The organism is Oceanobacillus sp. CF4.6 (assembly GCF_051262635.1).
GTDB lineage: Bacteria > Bacillota > Bacilli > Bacillales > Amphibacillaceae > Oceanobacillus.
The window spans coordinates 557,770-573,050 of record NZ_JBIMEX010000002.1 but is presented as its reverse complement, the minus strand read 5'-3'; the positions used below and the strand labels follow the sequence as shown (position 1 = coordinate 573,050).

The 15,281-nt window shown below is 39.8% G+C and carries 14 protein-coding genes; 9 read left to right on the top strand and 5 right to left on the bottom strand.

From position 1 onward, the window contains the following. Positions 1 to 9: 9 nt before the first annotated feature. The 8 genes from ACHABU_RS06430 to ACHABU_RS06395 all read left to right on the top strand — a co-directional run bounded on the left by ACHABU_RS06430 (position 10) and on the right by ACHABU_RS06395 (position 8,156). Positions 10 to 1,230 (top strand): CaiB/BaiF CoA transferase family protein, encoded by a 1,221-nt coding sequence (locus ACHABU_RS06430; protein WP_435763497.1) that lies wholly within the window; start codon positions 10 to 12, stop codon positions 1,228 to 1,230. 567 nt (positions 1,231 to 1,797) lie between these two features. Beyond that, a complete protein-coding gene (locus ACHABU_RS06425; protein ID WP_435763495.1) occupies positions 1,798 to 2,484 on the top strand; it encodes a hypothetical protein in 687 nt (228 codons plus the stop codon). A gap of 264 nt (positions 2,485 to 2,748) precedes the next feature. Continuing rightward, the gene (locus ACHABU_RS06420) at positions 2,749 to 3,279 is read left to right on the top strand and encodes a hypothetical protein (RefSeq protein ID WP_435763493.1); all 531 of its coding nucleotides are present in this window, start codon (positions 2,749 to 2,751) and stop codon (positions 3,277 to 3,279) included. Then, positions 3,258 to 3,581, top strand: a complete 324-nt coding sequence (locus ACHABU_RS06415) for a hypothetical protein (RefSeq protein WP_435763491.1) — start codon at positions 3,258 to 3,260, stop codon at positions 3,579 to 3,581. The genes ACHABU_RS06420 and ACHABU_RS06415 overlap by 22 nt, the downstream gene beginning before the upstream one ends. Before the next feature lie 209 nt (positions 3,582 to 3,790). Further along, positions 3,791 to 4,699, top strand: coding sequence for a nucleotidyl transferase AbiEii/AbiGii toxin family protein (locus tag ACHABU_RS06410; protein WP_435763489.1), 909 nt, complete (start codon positions 3,791 to 3,793; stop codon positions 4,697 to 4,699). A 160-nt stretch (positions 4,700 to 4,859) separates the two neighbouring features. Continuing rightward, the gene (gene trpB / locus ACHABU_RS06405) at positions 4,860 to 6,026 is read left to right on the top strand and encodes a tryptophan synthase subunit beta (protein WP_435763700.1); all 1,167 of its coding nucleotides are present in this window, start codon (positions 4,860 to 4,862) and stop codon (positions 6,024 to 6,026) included. Positions 6,027 to 6,174: 148 nt separating this feature from the next. Then, a complete protein-coding gene (locus ACHABU_RS06400; RefSeq protein WP_435763487.1) occupies positions 6,175 to 7,569 on the top strand; it encodes an L-cystine transporter in 1,395 nt (464 codons plus the stop codon). 179 nt (positions 7,570 to 7,748) lie between these two features. Beyond that, positions 7,749 to 8,156 carry a VanZ family protein gene (locus tag ACHABU_RS06395; RefSeq protein ID WP_435763485.1) on the top strand — a complete coding sequence of 136 codons (408 nt, stop codon included), beginning with the start codon at positions 7,749 to 7,751 and terminating at the stop codon, positions 8,154 to 8,156. Between the two features lie 167 nt (positions 8,157 to 8,323). Here ACHABU_RS06395 and ACHABU_RS06390 read toward each other — a convergent pair whose 3' ends face one another. From ACHABU_RS06390 to proC, 4 genes are all read right to left on the bottom strand, one after another. After that, positions 8,324 to 9,370, bottom strand: coding sequence for a lactonase family protein (locus ACHABU_RS06390; protein WP_435763483.1), 1,047 nt, complete (start codon positions 9,368 to 9,370; stop codon positions 8,324 to 8,326). Between the two features lie 161 nt (positions 9,371 to 9,531). Further along, positions 9,532 to 10,791 (bottom strand): glutamate-5-semialdehyde dehydrogenase, encoded by a 1,260-nt coding sequence (locus ACHABU_RS06385; RefSeq protein ID WP_435763481.1) that lies wholly within the window; start codon positions 10,789 to 10,791, stop codon positions 9,532 to 9,534. Positions 10,792 to 10,861: 70 nt separating this feature from the next. Next, a complete protein-coding gene (gene proB / locus ACHABU_RS06380; protein WP_435763479.1) occupies positions 10,862 to 11,995 on the bottom strand; it encodes a glutamate 5-kinase in 1,134 nt (377 codons plus the stop codon). Positions 11,996 to 12,029: 34 nt separating this feature from the next. Continuing rightward, entirely contained in the window at positions 12,030 to 12,872 is an 843-nt protein-coding gene (gene proC / locus ACHABU_RS06375) for a pyrroline-5-carboxylate reductase (RefSeq protein WP_435763477.1), read from the bottom strand. A gap of 680 nt (positions 12,873 to 13,552) precedes the next feature. Here proC and ACHABU_RS06370 point away from each other — a divergent pair. Continuing rightward, positions 13,553 to 14,332: a transposase gene (locus ACHABU_RS06370; protein ID WP_435763475.1), complete on the top strand. Its 780-nt coding sequence runs from the start codon at positions 13,553 to 13,555 to the stop codon at positions 14,330 to 14,332. Positions 14,333 to 14,424: 92 nt separating this feature from the next. On the opposite strand, the gene ACHABU_RS06365 is transcribed toward ACHABU_RS06370, so the two are convergent. Continuing rightward, positions 14,425 to 15,207 (bottom strand): ABC transporter ATP-binding protein, encoded by a 783-nt coding sequence (locus ACHABU_RS06365; RefSeq protein ID WP_435763473.1) that lies wholly within the window; start codon positions 15,205 to 15,207, stop codon positions 14,425 to 14,427. Positions 15,208 to 15,281: the final 74 nt, after the last annotated feature.

Below are 15,281 nucleotides of genomic sequence, written 5' to 3'. Positions count from 1 at the left end.
ATATCATAGATGGCACTAGATAAAATCAAAGAAAAAAAACCCTTAGAAGATATAAAAGTATTAGAATTTGGTTCCTTTATTGCAGGCCCTTTTTGTTCTAGGTTAATGGCAGACTTTGGAGCAGAAGTCATTAAGGTTGAATCTCCGAATAATGGGGACGCACTAAGAAATTGGGGATCGTCTAAGTATAAAGGTGAATCGTTATGGTGGCCGATTCAAGCAAGAAATAAAAAGTGTATCACCTTAAATTTAAAGGGAAATGAAGGACAGGAAATAGCGAAAAAGTTAGTGAAGGAAGCGGATATCGTCATAGAAAATTTCCGTCCAGGTACGATGGAAAAATGGGGTCTCGGTTATGAAGATCTAAAAGTAATAAATCCTTCTATTATAATGGTACGAATTTCTGGCTTTGGTCAAACGGGTCCATATAAAGATAAAGCTGGATTTGGGAGTGTCGGGGAAGCAATGGGTGGGCTTAAGCACATCACCGGTTATCCAGATCGGCCACCTACTCGTGTTGGGGTTTCGATTGGTGATTCGTTAACAGCTATGTTCGGAGTGATTGGTGCGCTCATGGCACTTCATCATCGTGATCGTTCACCAGAAAGGCAAGGACAATTAGTTGATACTGCATTATATGAATCTGTTTTTGCGGTAATGGAAAGCAGTTTAACCGAGTATATGAAAGTTGGTGCAATCAGAGAGCGTACTGGAACCATCTTACCAGGTGTTGCACCATCCAATAATTATCCAACTAAATCCGGCAAATGGATTGTGATCGGAGCAAATGCAGATAACATTTTCAAACGATTAACGAAAGTGATGAATATGGAAGAACTATCAGATGATGAACGATTTTTAAGTCATAATGCACGAGGCAAGAATCAGGAAGTACTCGATGCGATTATTTCGGACTGGACCGCACAGTATGAGTTAGAAACATTAACACAAATGCTTGATGATGCAGGAGTTCCAGCTGGTGGTATTTATAATGCAGAAGATATTGCCAATGACATCCATTATCAAATGCGTGATATGATCTTACAAATTACGGACAAAAAACTTGGCGAACTCCACATGCCAGGTATTGTACCTAAACTAAGCGAAACCCCTGGATCGGTGGAATGGACAGGCCCCGAATTAGGTGAACACAATGAAGAAATATATAAGGAACTACTAGGATATAGTGAAAAAGAATACCACAAACTAAAACAAAACGGCATCATCTAACTGAAAAAGGAAGCATGGGGACGGTTCTCCTGCTTCCTTTTTTTGAATTATAGAAAAGAAGACGGTAATTCTCTAAATAATTATGCAGAAGTGTTTTTTACCAATTTATGATTGTTGGCAACCGTTTCGATTGGTGATGAAGCTATGCTTAAACTTTTGCATAAGTGGAGATATAATTATTATCTGCTACTTGCTAAGGATTGCTTGAAAAGAGAATGGAGGGAAAAGCTTTTATTAAAAGCAAATCATCATATGAAATATATTGAGTTGTGAACGAGTGAATGCGTCGTAGTTCTTGGTGTAACTAACTAAAGAAAAGCATTCCCGTGTTATTGGAAGGAAATAAAGGTAACATTAGGCCGCGAGCAGTCTGGACGATGAACCTAATCCTCTGTTCCAAAAATTTCCAGATCCGCAGTCTGAAACAGCGGGTCTGGGATTTTCTTGTACTATTTTCACCATTTCTTTCATACATATAACTTCAGCATCGGTGGGACAGGTCATTTTTCCTAATAAGAGGAATCGGTGAGACTGTAAGATGAAAAGCGGTGCAAAAGGGGGGACTGCATGAAAGCATTTTTTAAAACTAAAAAGTTTTGGATCATTACCGGCGCAATTATTGGGTCTATTTTATTATTTTTTATTGCTTATGTAATCGGGGAATCCGGTGCTGTGGTTGCTTTGGAAGAAGAAAAGGTTACGTATGAGGAACTGACTTCTAGAATGGCGGAATTAGAAGAGAATGTTACAGAATTAGAAGGAAAGATTGCAGATGCAGCATCCACATTGGCAGATACCGCGTCAAAAGTAGCTAGTGAGGAGAAAACATTAAGTGATAGGCAGGATGAAGTTGAAGAGGCATTGGCCTTAATAAGTGAAAGGGATGGACTAGTAGATGAACTTACAACGCTTGAAAGTGAAGTGGACAACAGGCAATCGGATGTGGAAGAATTAGATAGTGAGATTTTAAATAAACAAGATAATCTTGCATCTCTGGAGGGACAGATTCTCGAAAAATCAGGGGAACCGATCAATTTGCTGGCGGGAGAATGGATTGTAGGATTGGACCTCCCTGCTGCTAGGTATCAAGCAAGCGGCTCTTCCAATTTTGTTGTATACAGTGCGGGTGGCGGATTGGTTGTAAATACAATATTGGGAGATAGTAGTGTTGGAGACGGGGACTATGTATTTTTTGCGAAAGACGGATATATGATTGAATCTAGTGCGCCGGCTACTTTGCTGCCTGTTGAATAAGGGGTCGTGAGGGACAGGAACCTTGTCTCAGCTTGATCTGATCTTATGCAGGAGTGATATAGGGTAATCGTGAAATAACCAGCATATCCCTGATCTTGTTATTACATTAAGGGATATGCTGGTTACTGTTTCTACTCTATATCATTTGGCCAGGCCACAGGGAAACTGCTTTTTTCATCTCTCTGGCGGCTACTTTTGTTTGCACCAACTATTTACCATCCATCCCAAAAGAATGCTAATATACAAGTAAAGGGGATGATATTTTTGAGTTTACAAGTCATCGAATTATTTCATAAAGGGAAAAAGGATAAACCAGAGTTATGTGAAGATTTGTATGTATTTAATCAGCATTTTGTTGCAGTGATTGATGGTGCTACCAATATATGGGGGAGGTACATTGGCAATAAATCTCCAGGGCGATTAGCGGCTGAAGTCATCAAGGATGCTATCGAGCAGATAGACGATGAAAAATGTACGTTGGAAGAAATGATTGACTACATGAATGCTAATTTACAAAAGGTATATAAAGAAATCGGGATTTTTGATGAGATAGTGGAAAATCGGACACTTGCCCCAACAGCAAGTGTAATTGTATTTAGCCGCTATTATCAGGAAATTTGGCAAATTGGAGATTGCCAGGCAATGATTGATGGCCGCTTATACCAACATGAAAAAGAGCTGGACAGTATCACTGCCAATGCGAGGTCTCTATTCTTGGAAGCGGAACTGAAAAAAGGTAAAACGATAGAAGAATTACTAGTGAAGGACAGTGGATGGAGTATATTAAACCATTAATTCAACAGCAATACTACTTGCAAAATGTGAAAGATAGTCAATATAGCTTTGAAGTCGTGGATGGTTTTGATATTGACCTGAGTAAAGTGAAAAAAGTGAACGTCCCAAGTAATGCTAAAGAAATGATCCTTGCTTCGGATGGGTATCCATTTGTTAAACCTACTCTTTTAGAATCCGAATCTCTATTAAGTGAGCTGATGGAAAACGATCCATTATGCTTCCGGCAATACAAGTGTACCAAGGGATTGCAAAAAGGAAATATCTCTTTTGATGACCGGGTATATATACGGTTTGGACTTTGATGGGAAGCATGGGGACGGTTCTCCTGCTTCCTTATGCAGCAAAAACGGAAGCAAGAGAACCGTCCCCGTGCTTCCAATTAACCCGTGCTTCCAAATAAATTAAATTGTCACATTTTCCCTTCTGCCCCTTATATTGGCGGTTAACTTAACCGAAGTTGGAACGATAAAATAGATAGAGGGTATTTAATGAATAAAAGGGGTGGATTAAAATGAAGGAAATCAATGACATATCAGTTCAAGAAGAAAGTTTAAAGAATGCTGCTAGAGAAATGGGAGAAGACTACGATTCTATCCTATTAATGTATTTTCAGGAGCGGCTTTTGCACCGGTTATCAATTTCGGGTTATCGGGATAATTTTTTGCTGAAGGGCGATCTCCTTTTGTATGCCTTACATAATTCTAATAAAAAGGGAATAAAAAGTATGGAGTTTTTAGCTAATCAAATTACAAATAATACACAATCAATTAAGAATGCATTTGAAAAGATATGTTCGAAATCTGTTGATGAGGATAACGTTGATTTTGATGAAGAGGGAATCATCGCTGAACCATGCACGATAGAGGATAAGAATCGAGGAATTTGTATTAAAATTCCAGCTACATTTAATGGAAGAAAAGAAATAATTCAATTGGTGATCAGCTTTGGTGAAGTAATCATTCCAAAACCACAGAACGTTCAATACCCTGTGTTATTAAATACAGAAACACCATTCATTCGAACATATTCAACAGAATCGATAGTAGCGGAAAAATTTGAATCAATAATATCCTGTCCGTTCACCAAGAATAGTTTAATTAACTTATATGATTTGAACATCTTGCTCGAAACGCATGATTTTGATGGACGGATTTTATTGGAAGCTATATTTGAAACATTTCAACGAAGAGGAACCATCTTAGAGAAAGAACATCCTTTATTTTCCAAATCCTATAGGGAAGATGGAGCAAGAATTAACCAATGGGAAAACTTACTAAACAGAATTGGAAATGTTGGAAATATAGAATTTCCGCAAGTAGTGGAACACATTAGTAAATTTCTAAAACCAATTTATCAAACAATTTTGCAAGAAAATGAGTATTTTAAAACCTGGAATAGCCAAAATCAAAAGTGGAACTAAAATAAACGGAAGCATGGGGACGGTTCTCCTGCTTCCTTCTTATGCAGCAAAAATGGAAGCAGGAGAACCGTCCCCGTGCTTCCATCCTTTAAATTATGTAATTATTCATATATAATAGTAAATAATTTTAATTATTACATATTTAGGAGCTGAGGAAATGATGAGTAGAGAGAGTGAAGTTGAGCAAGGATTTTTTGGTGAGTTTGGGGGCAGTTTTGTTCCAGATGAACTGAAAGTGGTTTTAGATAAGATTGGAAGTGAATTCCATACATATAAAGATGATCCTAAATTTTTGGAAGAGTATCGTTATTATTTGAAGGAATATGTAGGGCGCGAAAATCCGCTGACGTTTGCGAAGAACCTAACAGATAAGGTAGGCGGGGCAAAAATTTATTTAAAACGTGAAGATTTAAACCATACCGGGGCGCACAAAATCAATAATGCACTTGGACAGATTCTTTTGGCAAAACGGATGGGCGCAAAGCGGATTATTGCGGAAACGGGTGCTGGTCAGCATGGGGTTGCAACAGCTACTGCGAGTGCCATGGTTGGATTGCCTTGTACAATTTACATGGGCAAGCTGGATACGGAAAGACAAGCTTTGAATGTATTTCGGATGGAATTGCTCGGTGCTGAGGTAGTTGCGGTGGATAAAGGACGCGGGCGGTTGAAGGAAGCTGTCGATGAGGCATTTGCTGACCTTGTCGCTAATCAGGAAGATACCTTTTATTTAATTGGTTCTGCGGTGGGGCCGTACCCGTACCCGGAAATGGTGAAATTTTTCCAATCTATTATTAGTGAAGAATCGAGAAAACAAATCCTCGAAAAAGAAGGCAAGTTGCCATCAGCAGTCGTTGCTTGTACCGGCGGAGGAAGTAATGCGATTGGCGCTTTTGCCAATTATCTGGAGGACAGAGAAGTTCGATTAATTGGTGTAGAACCCGCGGAAGCACCGTCCATTTCTGAAGGGATCCCAGCCGTTTTCCAAGGCTATCGCTCCATGACTTTATTGGACGAGGATGGAAATCCAAAACCAACCAATTCCATCGCAGCAGGTCTTGATTATCAAGGTGTTGGCCCAGAGCACAGTTATTTAAACGCGACTGGCAGAGGGGAATATGTCACTGCCACAGGCCAGGAAGCATTGGAAGCATTCCAGCAATTATCTAAAATAGAAGGCATCATCCCAGCGCTTGAAAGTTCTCATGCTGTCGCCCATGCAATGAAACTGGCAACTGAGTTAACAAAAGATGATGTGATCATCGTTAACCTCTCCGGAAGAGGCGATAAGGATGTTAACCAGGTTTATGAAATGTTGAAAAAGTAATAAATGATGGAAGCATGGGGACGGTTCTCTTGCTTCCTTTTTTTATTTTAAAATTTCTCTTGTATTTCTTCCAAAACCGGTGTATATTATTCATAGTAAAATCATAGGAATAATATATATGTTAGAAAATTGGGAGGTTAGTAGAAGCATGGAAGGTTTATTTATACTGGTCAACATTGTTGTATTAGTTGCAATCATTGGTTTATTAATTTATATGCAAAAAAAGCATGTTTCCTTTTCAAAACGTGTTTTTACTGGTATGGGTCTGGGGATTGTACTAGGTGCAATTTTACAAGCGATTTACGGAGTAGGTTCTGATGTTCTAGTGGGGACATTGGATTGGTATAGTATCGTTGGTAATGGGTATGTTCGTTTTCTCATGGTAATCGTTGTACCACTTGTGATGGTATCGATTATTCGAGCGATTATTAATCTGGAAAAAACGAAAGAGCTTGGAAAGATGGCTGGCTGGGTTATCGGTATTCTTATTTCTACCACACTGGTAGCAGCATTAGTCGGGATCGGTTCCGCATTATTATTTGATTTAAATGCAGAACAAATCGAAGCGGGCCAGGCAGAAAGTGATCGTGCAGCTTCCCTGGAAGAAAGTTATGCTACGATGGACGGTCAAACGACTCCACAGCGAATATTAAACTTTATTCCTAGCAATATCTTTTTAGATATGACAGGTGAACGTTCCACATCTGTTATTGCTGTTGTTATTTTCTCCATTATTGTTGGGATAGCGGTTCTTGGGGTTCGAAGGAAAGACCCGGAACAGGCGGAAATGTTCCTTAAAATCGTTAACTCCTTTTACGCAATCGTCATGCGAATCGTAACATTAATTTTACGTCTCACTCCTTTTGGTGTATTAGCACTGATGGCTAAAATGGTAGCGAGTACGAATTTTTCCGGAATTATTGAACTAGGAAAATTTGTCCTTGCATCCTATGTAGCATTAATCGTTATGTTCATTATTCATCTCGTTCTCGTAGGCGTATTTGGTTTAAATCCAATGACTTACTTGAAAAAAGTTATTCCGGTATTAGGATTTGCATTTACTTCCCGTTCGAGTGCAGGAACAATTCCATTAAACATTCAAGCCCAAAAAGAAGCACTTGGTGTCGATGATGGTACGGCAAATATATCCGCTTCATTTGGCGCAACAATGGGCCAAAATGGCTGTGCAGGAATTTATCCAGCAATGCTTGCGGTCATGATTGCACCAACAGTTGGAATTAATTCATTATCACCCGAATTTATTATTCAGTTAGTGCTGATTACTGCGATTAGCTCATTCGGTGTAGCTGGTGTTGGTGGCGGGGCAACATTTGCGGCGATCATTGTACTTTCATCCATGGGTCTTCCAATCGGATTAGCAGGTTTACTCATCTCTGTTGAAGCAATGATCGATATGGGTCGCACCGCGCTCAACGTAAATGGCTCCATGGTCTCTGGAACACTAACATCTAAGATCTTAGGTAAATTAAATACGAAAAAATTTAACGACAAAGAAGCAGTAACAGAAAGCACTGCAGTCTAAGGAAGCACGGGGACGGTTCTCTTGCTTCCATTTACAGGAACAGGGAAGTATGGGGCTAGTCCTCATGCTTCCCTTTTTTCGTATAAAAAGGAAGCAGAAGAACCGTCCCCGTGCTTCCGCCTACCGTATTGTATCTCTTAATTTTGCCCATAATGGTAAAAAACGGGAGTCGGCGGGCTATGATTTTTTTACTTGTTTTATGGATTGGGTTCATCTTTATTTGTACGTGCACAAGTGATGTTCGTGCACTGCTTGAAACCTTTGATATAAGTTTCTCCTTTACGCTCACACCGGATTGGGGTAATTTTTTGCGGCTTTATTCACCATCAAATGTGAGCTTATTTGAGATGGCAGGGCATTTTATATTGTTCTTTGTATTAACTAGCCTCTTGCTGGAAATTTCTAGAGATAAAGGACTTGTTATTGTAATCGCTGTTACCTTTGCTGTTTTTACTGAAGTCCTGCAGATTTTCTTTAGCCGGGGTGCGGATGTATACGATATCGCTGCTGATACGATCGGTGTATTTGTTGCGGTTGGCCTCGTCTCACTTCGATTTGTTTTTTACCGTTACGTGGAAAGTGATTAGGAAGCATGGGGACGGTTCTCTTGCTTCCATTTCTGCTTATGAGGAAGCAGAAGAACCGTCCCCGTGCTTCCTTTCCAAGGCTAGGTTAGTAAAAAAAATAAAATAAAAGGAAGTTAACCATCTATAGTAGGTGGTTAACTTCCTTTTCACTTGCATTAAACCACGTCTTAAAGGAATTTAAGACAAATAGGTTCTGGAGCAGATATATCTTTCTGTACCAATGTTAACTTACCTGTCTCTTCATCTCTTGAAAACAGGACGAGATTGTTGGATTCCTGATTTGCTACGATAAGGAATTTTTCTGTTGGATCTAAAACAAAATCTCTCGGCCAGTTTCCCTCTGATGAAGTATTTTCCACGAAACTGAGTTTTCCGGTCTGTTCATCTGTTTTGAATACGGCAATACTATTATGTCCACGATTTCCAGAATATACGAATTTCCCGTCTGATGATACGTGAATGGCGCTGCCTTGATTGTTTTCGGTAAAGTCCTCAGGAATGGCTTTCACCGTTTGTAGGATTGAAAAGCTGCCATTTTCCGAATTATACTTTAACACGATGACACTGGAGCTAAATTCAGTTACAAGGTAAGCGATATTTTTAAGTTGTGGATGAAAAGTTAAATGCCTTGGACCACTTCCGGCCGGGACAGCTAAATGAGTTACTTCATTTAATTCACCTTGTTCGCTCACACTGTACGTAACCAATAAATCGCTGCCCAAGTCTACAGCAACTAAATACTTTCCATCTGGAGTCATACCTGAGTAATGGACATGTGCTTTTTCCTGTCTATGATCTGGGCCACTTCCAGTATGTTGGATCGTTGAAACAGTAGGACTAACTGTTCCTTTTTCTGGCTCAATTAAATAGGAATCGACTGTTCCTTTATGGTAGTTGGTACTGAACAAGTAGCGATGCCTCATATCTGTATTGACATGGCAAGGGTTTGCACCAGGTGTCATTTGTTTATTTAAAAGGGTGAGTTGTCCATTAGTTACGTCAATGGAATAGGAGACGATACCACCGCTTTCTTCTTCCTTTGCGACGGAATAAAGAAATTGTTTATCGTCCGTTATTTTCAAATATGTTGGGCTTCCAATGTTCGCCGCAATAGTTACATTTGTTACCGTCGCTTTCTCTGTATCAAGCTCAAAAGAATAAATACCTTTGCTATCCTTTTTTGTATAAGTTCCAATATATCCAATATATTTCATAAGTATTTAAGACGCTCCTTTTCAATTATCTTACTCCTAATATTAACCAACTGTTCAAACTGAAGCAAGTGGAAGCATGGGAGAAGCACGGGGACGGTTCTCTTGCTTCCAACGACAGAAAAAAGGAAGCAGGAGAACCGTCCCCATGCTTCCTTTGCTTTTTATCTTGTTTGGCCGTTGCCGTTCATCATGTATTTGATGGTGGTTAGTGCTGGTAGTCCCATTGGGCCACGTGCGTGTAGCTTTTGTGTGGAAATTCCAATTTCAGCTCCGAAGCCAAGTGCGCTTCCATCGGTAAAACGGGTTGAAGCATTATGGTACAATGCAGCTGCATCAACAAGTTTCATGAATGTGTCAGCAGTTCCCTTATTTTCTGTAATAATTGCTTCTGAATGCTTTGTTCCATAGGCATCAATGTGATCAATCGCTTCTTCTACATTGTTCACTGTCTTGATAGCGATATCTGTGCTCAAATATTCATTGGCCCAGTCATCTTCTCCTGCAGGAACAGCGTCTTGAATCACTTTTACAGCCAATTCATCACCATGAACGGCAATGTTATTTTCTTTCAGTGTTTGTATTAATGCATCCTTATTTTTATCCAACCAATCTTTATGAATGATTGCTGTTTCAGCGGCGTTACAAACAGCGGGACGATCTGTTTTGGCATTAACGAGAATTGCTAAAGCTTTAGTCACATCTGCTTCTACATCAATGTAAATGTGACAGTTTCCTACACCGGTTTCCAAAACAGGAACAGTAGCATTGTTAACGACTGCTTGTATTAATGAACCGCCACCGCGGGGAATAAGCACATCGATATGCTTTTTCATCGTGAACAACTGTTGTGTTGCTTCCCGGTCGGTACTGGCGATAAATTGCACCGCTTCTTTTGGTATTTTTGTCTGTTCCAAACCACGGTGGATTACGTCGACGATTTTTTTGTTTGAATTAATGGCAGAGGAACCACCTTTTAATACAATTGCGTTTCCAGATTTTAAAGCTAGTCCGCTCGCATCGACTGTCACATTTGGGCGTGCTTCATAAATCATACCGATTACTCCAAGCGGGACGGTTATCTTTTGAACATTCAATCCGTTATCCAATGTCCAATCGGAGTCCACAATACCAGTTGGATCTTCAAGTTTCGCGACATCGCGCAATCCCCCGGCAAACTCTTCCACTCGTTCTTTTGTAAGTGTCAATCGATCCATATATGCGTCATCGTAGCCTTTTTTGCGGCCATTTTCCAAATCCTCTTTATTGGCTGTTAAAATTGTTTCATAATCAGCATCCAGCACATCAGCCAATGTAAGCAGTGCTTCATTTTTTTCTTCTGTTGAAAGTAAAGATAAAGTCTTCGCTGCTTTTTTAGCCAAAATAGCTTGTTCTTCAACGTTCACTTTGTTAATGACTGTCATCAAATTCCTCCCGTGAAATTTTTATCCCGCCTTAACGGGCAGTAAGATCCTTCATGCATAGAGTTACCCTTTATACACCTGCAGGAACGACCGTATCAAGTAGACAAACGAGTTGTTCACTTTCAATTGCTGCTTTCTTATATTCTTCCAAATCAATATCTGTCTGATTAATTAACTGATCTAATGCTTTGGATGAGTAATTCACTACTCCAAGGCCAATTTCGTCTCCATTTACATCAAAAATCTTCACAACTGCGCCTTTTTTGAAACGACCGTGAACACTGTGTACAGCTGATGGTTCCAAGCTTGTTTGGTTTTCGATGATTGCTTCTGTTGCTGAATGGTTAATGGTTACTTCGCCTTCAGGTCCAGAGTTAAACGCAATCCACTGCTTCTTCTGATTCAGATTTTGAATGTTCTCTTGCGGTTCAAAATAGGTGCCAACCGCATTTTTATAGACAGCATCATAAATGATTCCGCCTGTACTCGATTTTCCTAGGAAAGATGAAATTCCGGATGCCATTGTAATTTTAACAGCTTCGATTTTTGATTTCATTCCACCTGTCCCAACAGCACTACCGGAACCCCCAGCCGATGCTTCGATTTCAGGCGTGATTTCATTTACTTCAAAGAGAAGTTTTGCATCTTCATTTTTACGTGGATCACTATCATATAGTCCATCAATATCAGATAGAATGATTAATTGATCTGCATCAATCAATCCAGCTACTTTTGCTGATAGTGTATCGTTATCGCCAAATCTTAAGAAATCCATTGTAATGGTGTCATTTTCGTTTACAATTGGAACAATCCCTCGATCTAATAGGACATTGATTGTATTTCGAGCATTATCATAGCGATTTTCCTCAGAAAAATCACTACGGGTAATTAATATTTGAGAAGCTACATATCCGTGGGAGATAAAGAGATCAGAATACGTCTCGATCAGTAGACCTTGCCCAATGGATGCAGCAGCTTGTTTTTCAGATAGGGATTCCGGGCGGGTTAGACAGCCAAGCTTACGATAACCAGCTGCAACCGCTCCTGAGGAAACTAGCAATACGTCGTGACCATCGTCCTTTAAGCGAACAACTTCCTCGACGATTTTTTCCAACTTTCTGCGGCTTAATTCTCCGTTCATACTTGTTAATGAACTACTTCCAATTTTGATTACAATGCGTTTCCTGTCTGTATCAGGCGTCATGTCATCACTCCAATTTTATGATTGTTTTCTGCATTTATTTCTGTAGAGCTAACTTTTTCTCTGGTTCTTTGCTTAATTCTTTTGAGCGAGCCGCTGCACTTTTCACAGCTTCTATAATGGCCATTCCACCACCATGTTTATTCAACGCATCCAGGCCAGCTGCTGTTGTGCCGTTTGGAGACGTAATATTTTTCCTAAGCTCTGCCGGTGTTTCTTCTTGTTCAAGAATCATTTTTGCAGCACCATAAAGTGTTTGTGCTCCGATTTCTCGTACCAATTCACGTTCAAATCCAGCCTGATGGCCAACTTCTTCGATATGTTCCATCAAGTTGTAAAAATAAGCCGGGCCACTGCCAGCGATACCAGTGTACATATCCATCATATCTTCATCGATAATATAAGCTTCCCCGATGCATTTCATCAGTTCTTTAGCCAGTAGTACTTGATCCATTGCTACATGCTTACCAGGGGAGACAGCAGTTGCTGATTCCTGAATCATGCTAGAAGTATTCGGCATGACGCGGATTACTTGTTGACTATCGTTTAAGTTTGCTTCCATATAGGAAGTGGAAATACCAGCCAACACAGAAACGAGTAATTGATCAGCGGTAATTTTATCGCGTAAATCTTCCAATACGCTATCTATATCTTTTGGCTTCATTGCCAAAATAAAAATATCTATTGTTGAATAGTCCAATTGATCTTTTGTTACTGCTTGAATATTGTATCTGCCTTTTAATTCGTTCAAACGCTCTTGATTGCTTCGGTTTGTAACGGTAATTTGCTGAGGTTTCATTTTTCCTGATTGTACAAAACCTGAAATAATTGCTTCTGCCATATTTCCTGCACCTAAAAATGCTATTCGTTTATTAATCAAATGAATACGCTCCTATTTCTGTTTTCTTATTTTAGAACCAGTTATTAGCGTAACACTCTCAATTTATAGTTCAAGGGTTTTTATGCAAGTCGGGTGGATAAAGCCGAAATAGTGATAGTAAGCGTTGTCATAAAGAGATATATACCCCACATCCGCTTAGAACCGCTCATATCCGCTATCATCGCGAAATATGGACATAAAAATCTGAAAGAACCACGGAGGAAGCATGGGTGAAGCATGGGGACGGTTCTCTTGCTTCCGCTTTTTGTTGTGTAAAGGAGAGGAAGCAGAAGAACCGTCCCCGTGCTTCCTAATAGAAAAATAGGTGAAAAATTTTAAAAATTATTATATGATAGATGTAGCATCCAGTGTCATTACTTAATAGTGCAAAAGAGCCAGGTTTCTTCTGTTATAACAGAGGAAGTTTTAGGGATTTAAGCTGCTTACTCCACATTTTTTCACCATCCATCTGTGAAATCTCCGTAAAGATCATTCATCAAGTTTCTCTTCGTAAACACACATTGCAAGAACACTCTGATTCCTTCATTTACTTCAATTTCAAACACGACTATAGCAATTATGCTGATTTTTTTGTCCAAATGAATCTATTTAGTATTTTTTTGAGCATGGAGGAAGCAAAAGAACCGTCCCTGTGCTTCCTCCTAGAGGGGGGATTTGAGATGCCGCGTGGGGCTCGGAAAAGAAGTATTAGTGGGATATACCACGTTATGTTGAGAGGTGCTAATAAACAGGAAATTTTCCATGATGATGGAGATTGTTTTAAGTTCCTGGATATTGTTGAGCGATACAAAATAAAATCTGATATGCGTATTTATGCGTGGTGTTTGATGGGAAATCATGTGCATCTTTTATTAAAAGAAGGTAATGAGGACATTTCGATTACGATGAAGCGAATAGGAGTGAGCTTTGTCTCATACTATAATTTAAAGTATAAGACAATCGGCCATCTTTTTCAGGATCGGTTCAGAAGTGAAATTGTGGAGACGGACAGGTCCCTATTAAGAGTCGTAAGGTATATCCACCAAAATCCGGTGAAAGCTGGAATGGTTCATCGGGCAGATGGGTGGAAGTGGAGTAGCTGCTTGGAGTACTATGGTAATTCTTCCGATACAAGAAACTTGGTGGATCGTAATTTTGTATTAAGCAAGTTTTCGACTGATTTATCGATTGCGAGGGGGAGTTTTCGAGAATTTAACGAACGAGAAAGTAATGACGAATCTCTGGATCATCGATTTGCAGAGAGAAGAAGATTAACAGACGAAGAGGCGAGCCGGCTAATTAAAGAACTGTTGGGCGAATTCGAGATAGCACAAGTGAAAAGTTTACCGAGGTTAAAACGAAAGGAAACATTACAGAACGTAAAACAAATCAAAGGACTAACACAACGCCAAGCAGCAAGAATACTAGGAATATCAGCTAACATCATATTTAAAGCATGAAAGGAAAAGTGGAAGCACGGGGACGGTTCTCTTGCTTCCATTTTTTGCTGTGTAAAGAAGGGGAAGCAGAAGAACCGTCCCCATGCTTCCACCTAGTCGCGGAGGGTCATCCATGGGCGTTGATGATGCCATTCTACTTGGACGTTTCTGTTAAAGAAGTGTGATAAGCGTTCGTTAGTCAGCACTTCCTGTCTCGCCCCTTTATCAAAGACTTCTCCCTGGTGCAATAGAAGTGTATTTGTAAAAACAGGTATGATTTCTTCAATATGATGGGTTACGAATATAATTGTAGGTGCATTTTCTTGAGTTGCGAGCCTGGTTATGGTCACCATTAACGCTTCACGAGAGATGAAATCAAGTCCATTGGTAGGTTCGTCGAGGATTAACAGGTCCGGAGAGGCCATTAATCCTCGTGCAATAAGAAGCTTCTGTTTTTCACCTTGCGAACATGTTTGATACGTACGACCTTCTAAGTGGCTGCAACCGAGATCTTCCATTAGATGTATTGCTTTTTGAAAGTCTTTATTCGTTGGATTTTCATACAATCCGATTGATGCATATTTTCCACTAACAACAATAGCCTCCGTATATTCTGTATCCACTATTTTCTCCTGGAGCGAGGAACTGACCCAACCGATCGATTTCCTTAATTCCCTAATATCGGTTTTTCCAAATGGATGGCCAAGGACGCTGATTTTTCCTCGTGTTGGCCATATATAACCATTGACCATATTAAGTAATGAAGTTTTTCCGGACCCATTTAATCCAAGGACGGCCCAGTGCTCCCCACTGAACACTTTCCAGTCCACATTAGATAGAATGGTCTTGTCCTGTCTTTTCCATGAAACATTCTGCATATCTATAATCGGATTCATCTATTCATCTCCTTACCTATTAATGGAAACGCAAGAGGAAGCACGGGGACGGTTCTCTTGCTTCTTCTTTTTGC

Excerpts from the sequence above, each read along its gene's own strand:
- ACHABU_RS06430 (WP_435763497.1), top strand. The coding sequence starts at position 10 with ATGGCACTAGATAAAATCAAAGAAAAAAAACCCTTAGAAGATATAAAA.
- ACHABU_RS06425 (WP_435763495.1), top strand. The coding sequence starts at position 1,798 with ATGAAAGCATTTTTTAAAACTAAAAAGTTTTGGATCATTACCGGCGCA.
- ACHABU_RS06415 (WP_435763491.1), top strand. The coding sequence starts at position 3,258 with ATGGAGTATATTAAACCATTAATTCAACAGCAATACTACTTGCAAAAT.
- ACHABU_RS06410 (WP_435763489.1), top strand. The coding sequence starts at position 3,791 with ATGAAGGAAATCAATGACATATCAGTTCAAGAAGAAAGTTTAAAGAAT.
- trpB (WP_435763700.1), top strand. The coding sequence starts at position 4,860 with ATGAGTAGAGAGAGTGAAGTTGAGCAAGGATTTTTTGGTGAGTTTGGG.
- ACHABU_RS06400 (WP_435763487.1), top strand. The coding sequence starts at position 6,175 with ATGGAAGGTTTATTTATACTGGTCAACATTGTTGTATTAGTTGCAATC.
- ACHABU_RS06395 (WP_435763485.1), top strand. The coding sequence starts at position 7,749 with ATGATTTTTTTACTTGTTTTATGGATTGGGTTCATCTTTATTTGTACG.
- ACHABU_RS06390 (WP_435763483.1), bottom strand. The coding sequence starts at position 9,370 with ATGAAATATATTGGATATATTGGAACTTATACAAAAAAGGATAGCAAA.
- ACHABU_RS06385 (WP_435763481.1), bottom strand. The coding sequence starts at position 10,791 with ATGACAGTCATTAACAAAGTGAACGTTGAAGAACAAGCTATTTTGGCT.
- proB (WP_435763479.1), bottom strand. The coding sequence starts at position 11,995 with ATGACGCCTGATACAGACAGGAAACGCATTGTAATCAAAATTGGAAGT.
- ACHABU_RS06370 (WP_435763475.1), top strand. The coding sequence starts at position 13,553 with ATGCCGCGTGGGGCTCGGAAAAGAAGTATTAGTGGGATATACCACGTT.
- ACHABU_RS06365 (WP_435763473.1), bottom strand. The coding sequence starts at position 15,207 with ATGAATCCGATTATAGATATGCAGAATGTTTCATGGAAAAGACAGGAC.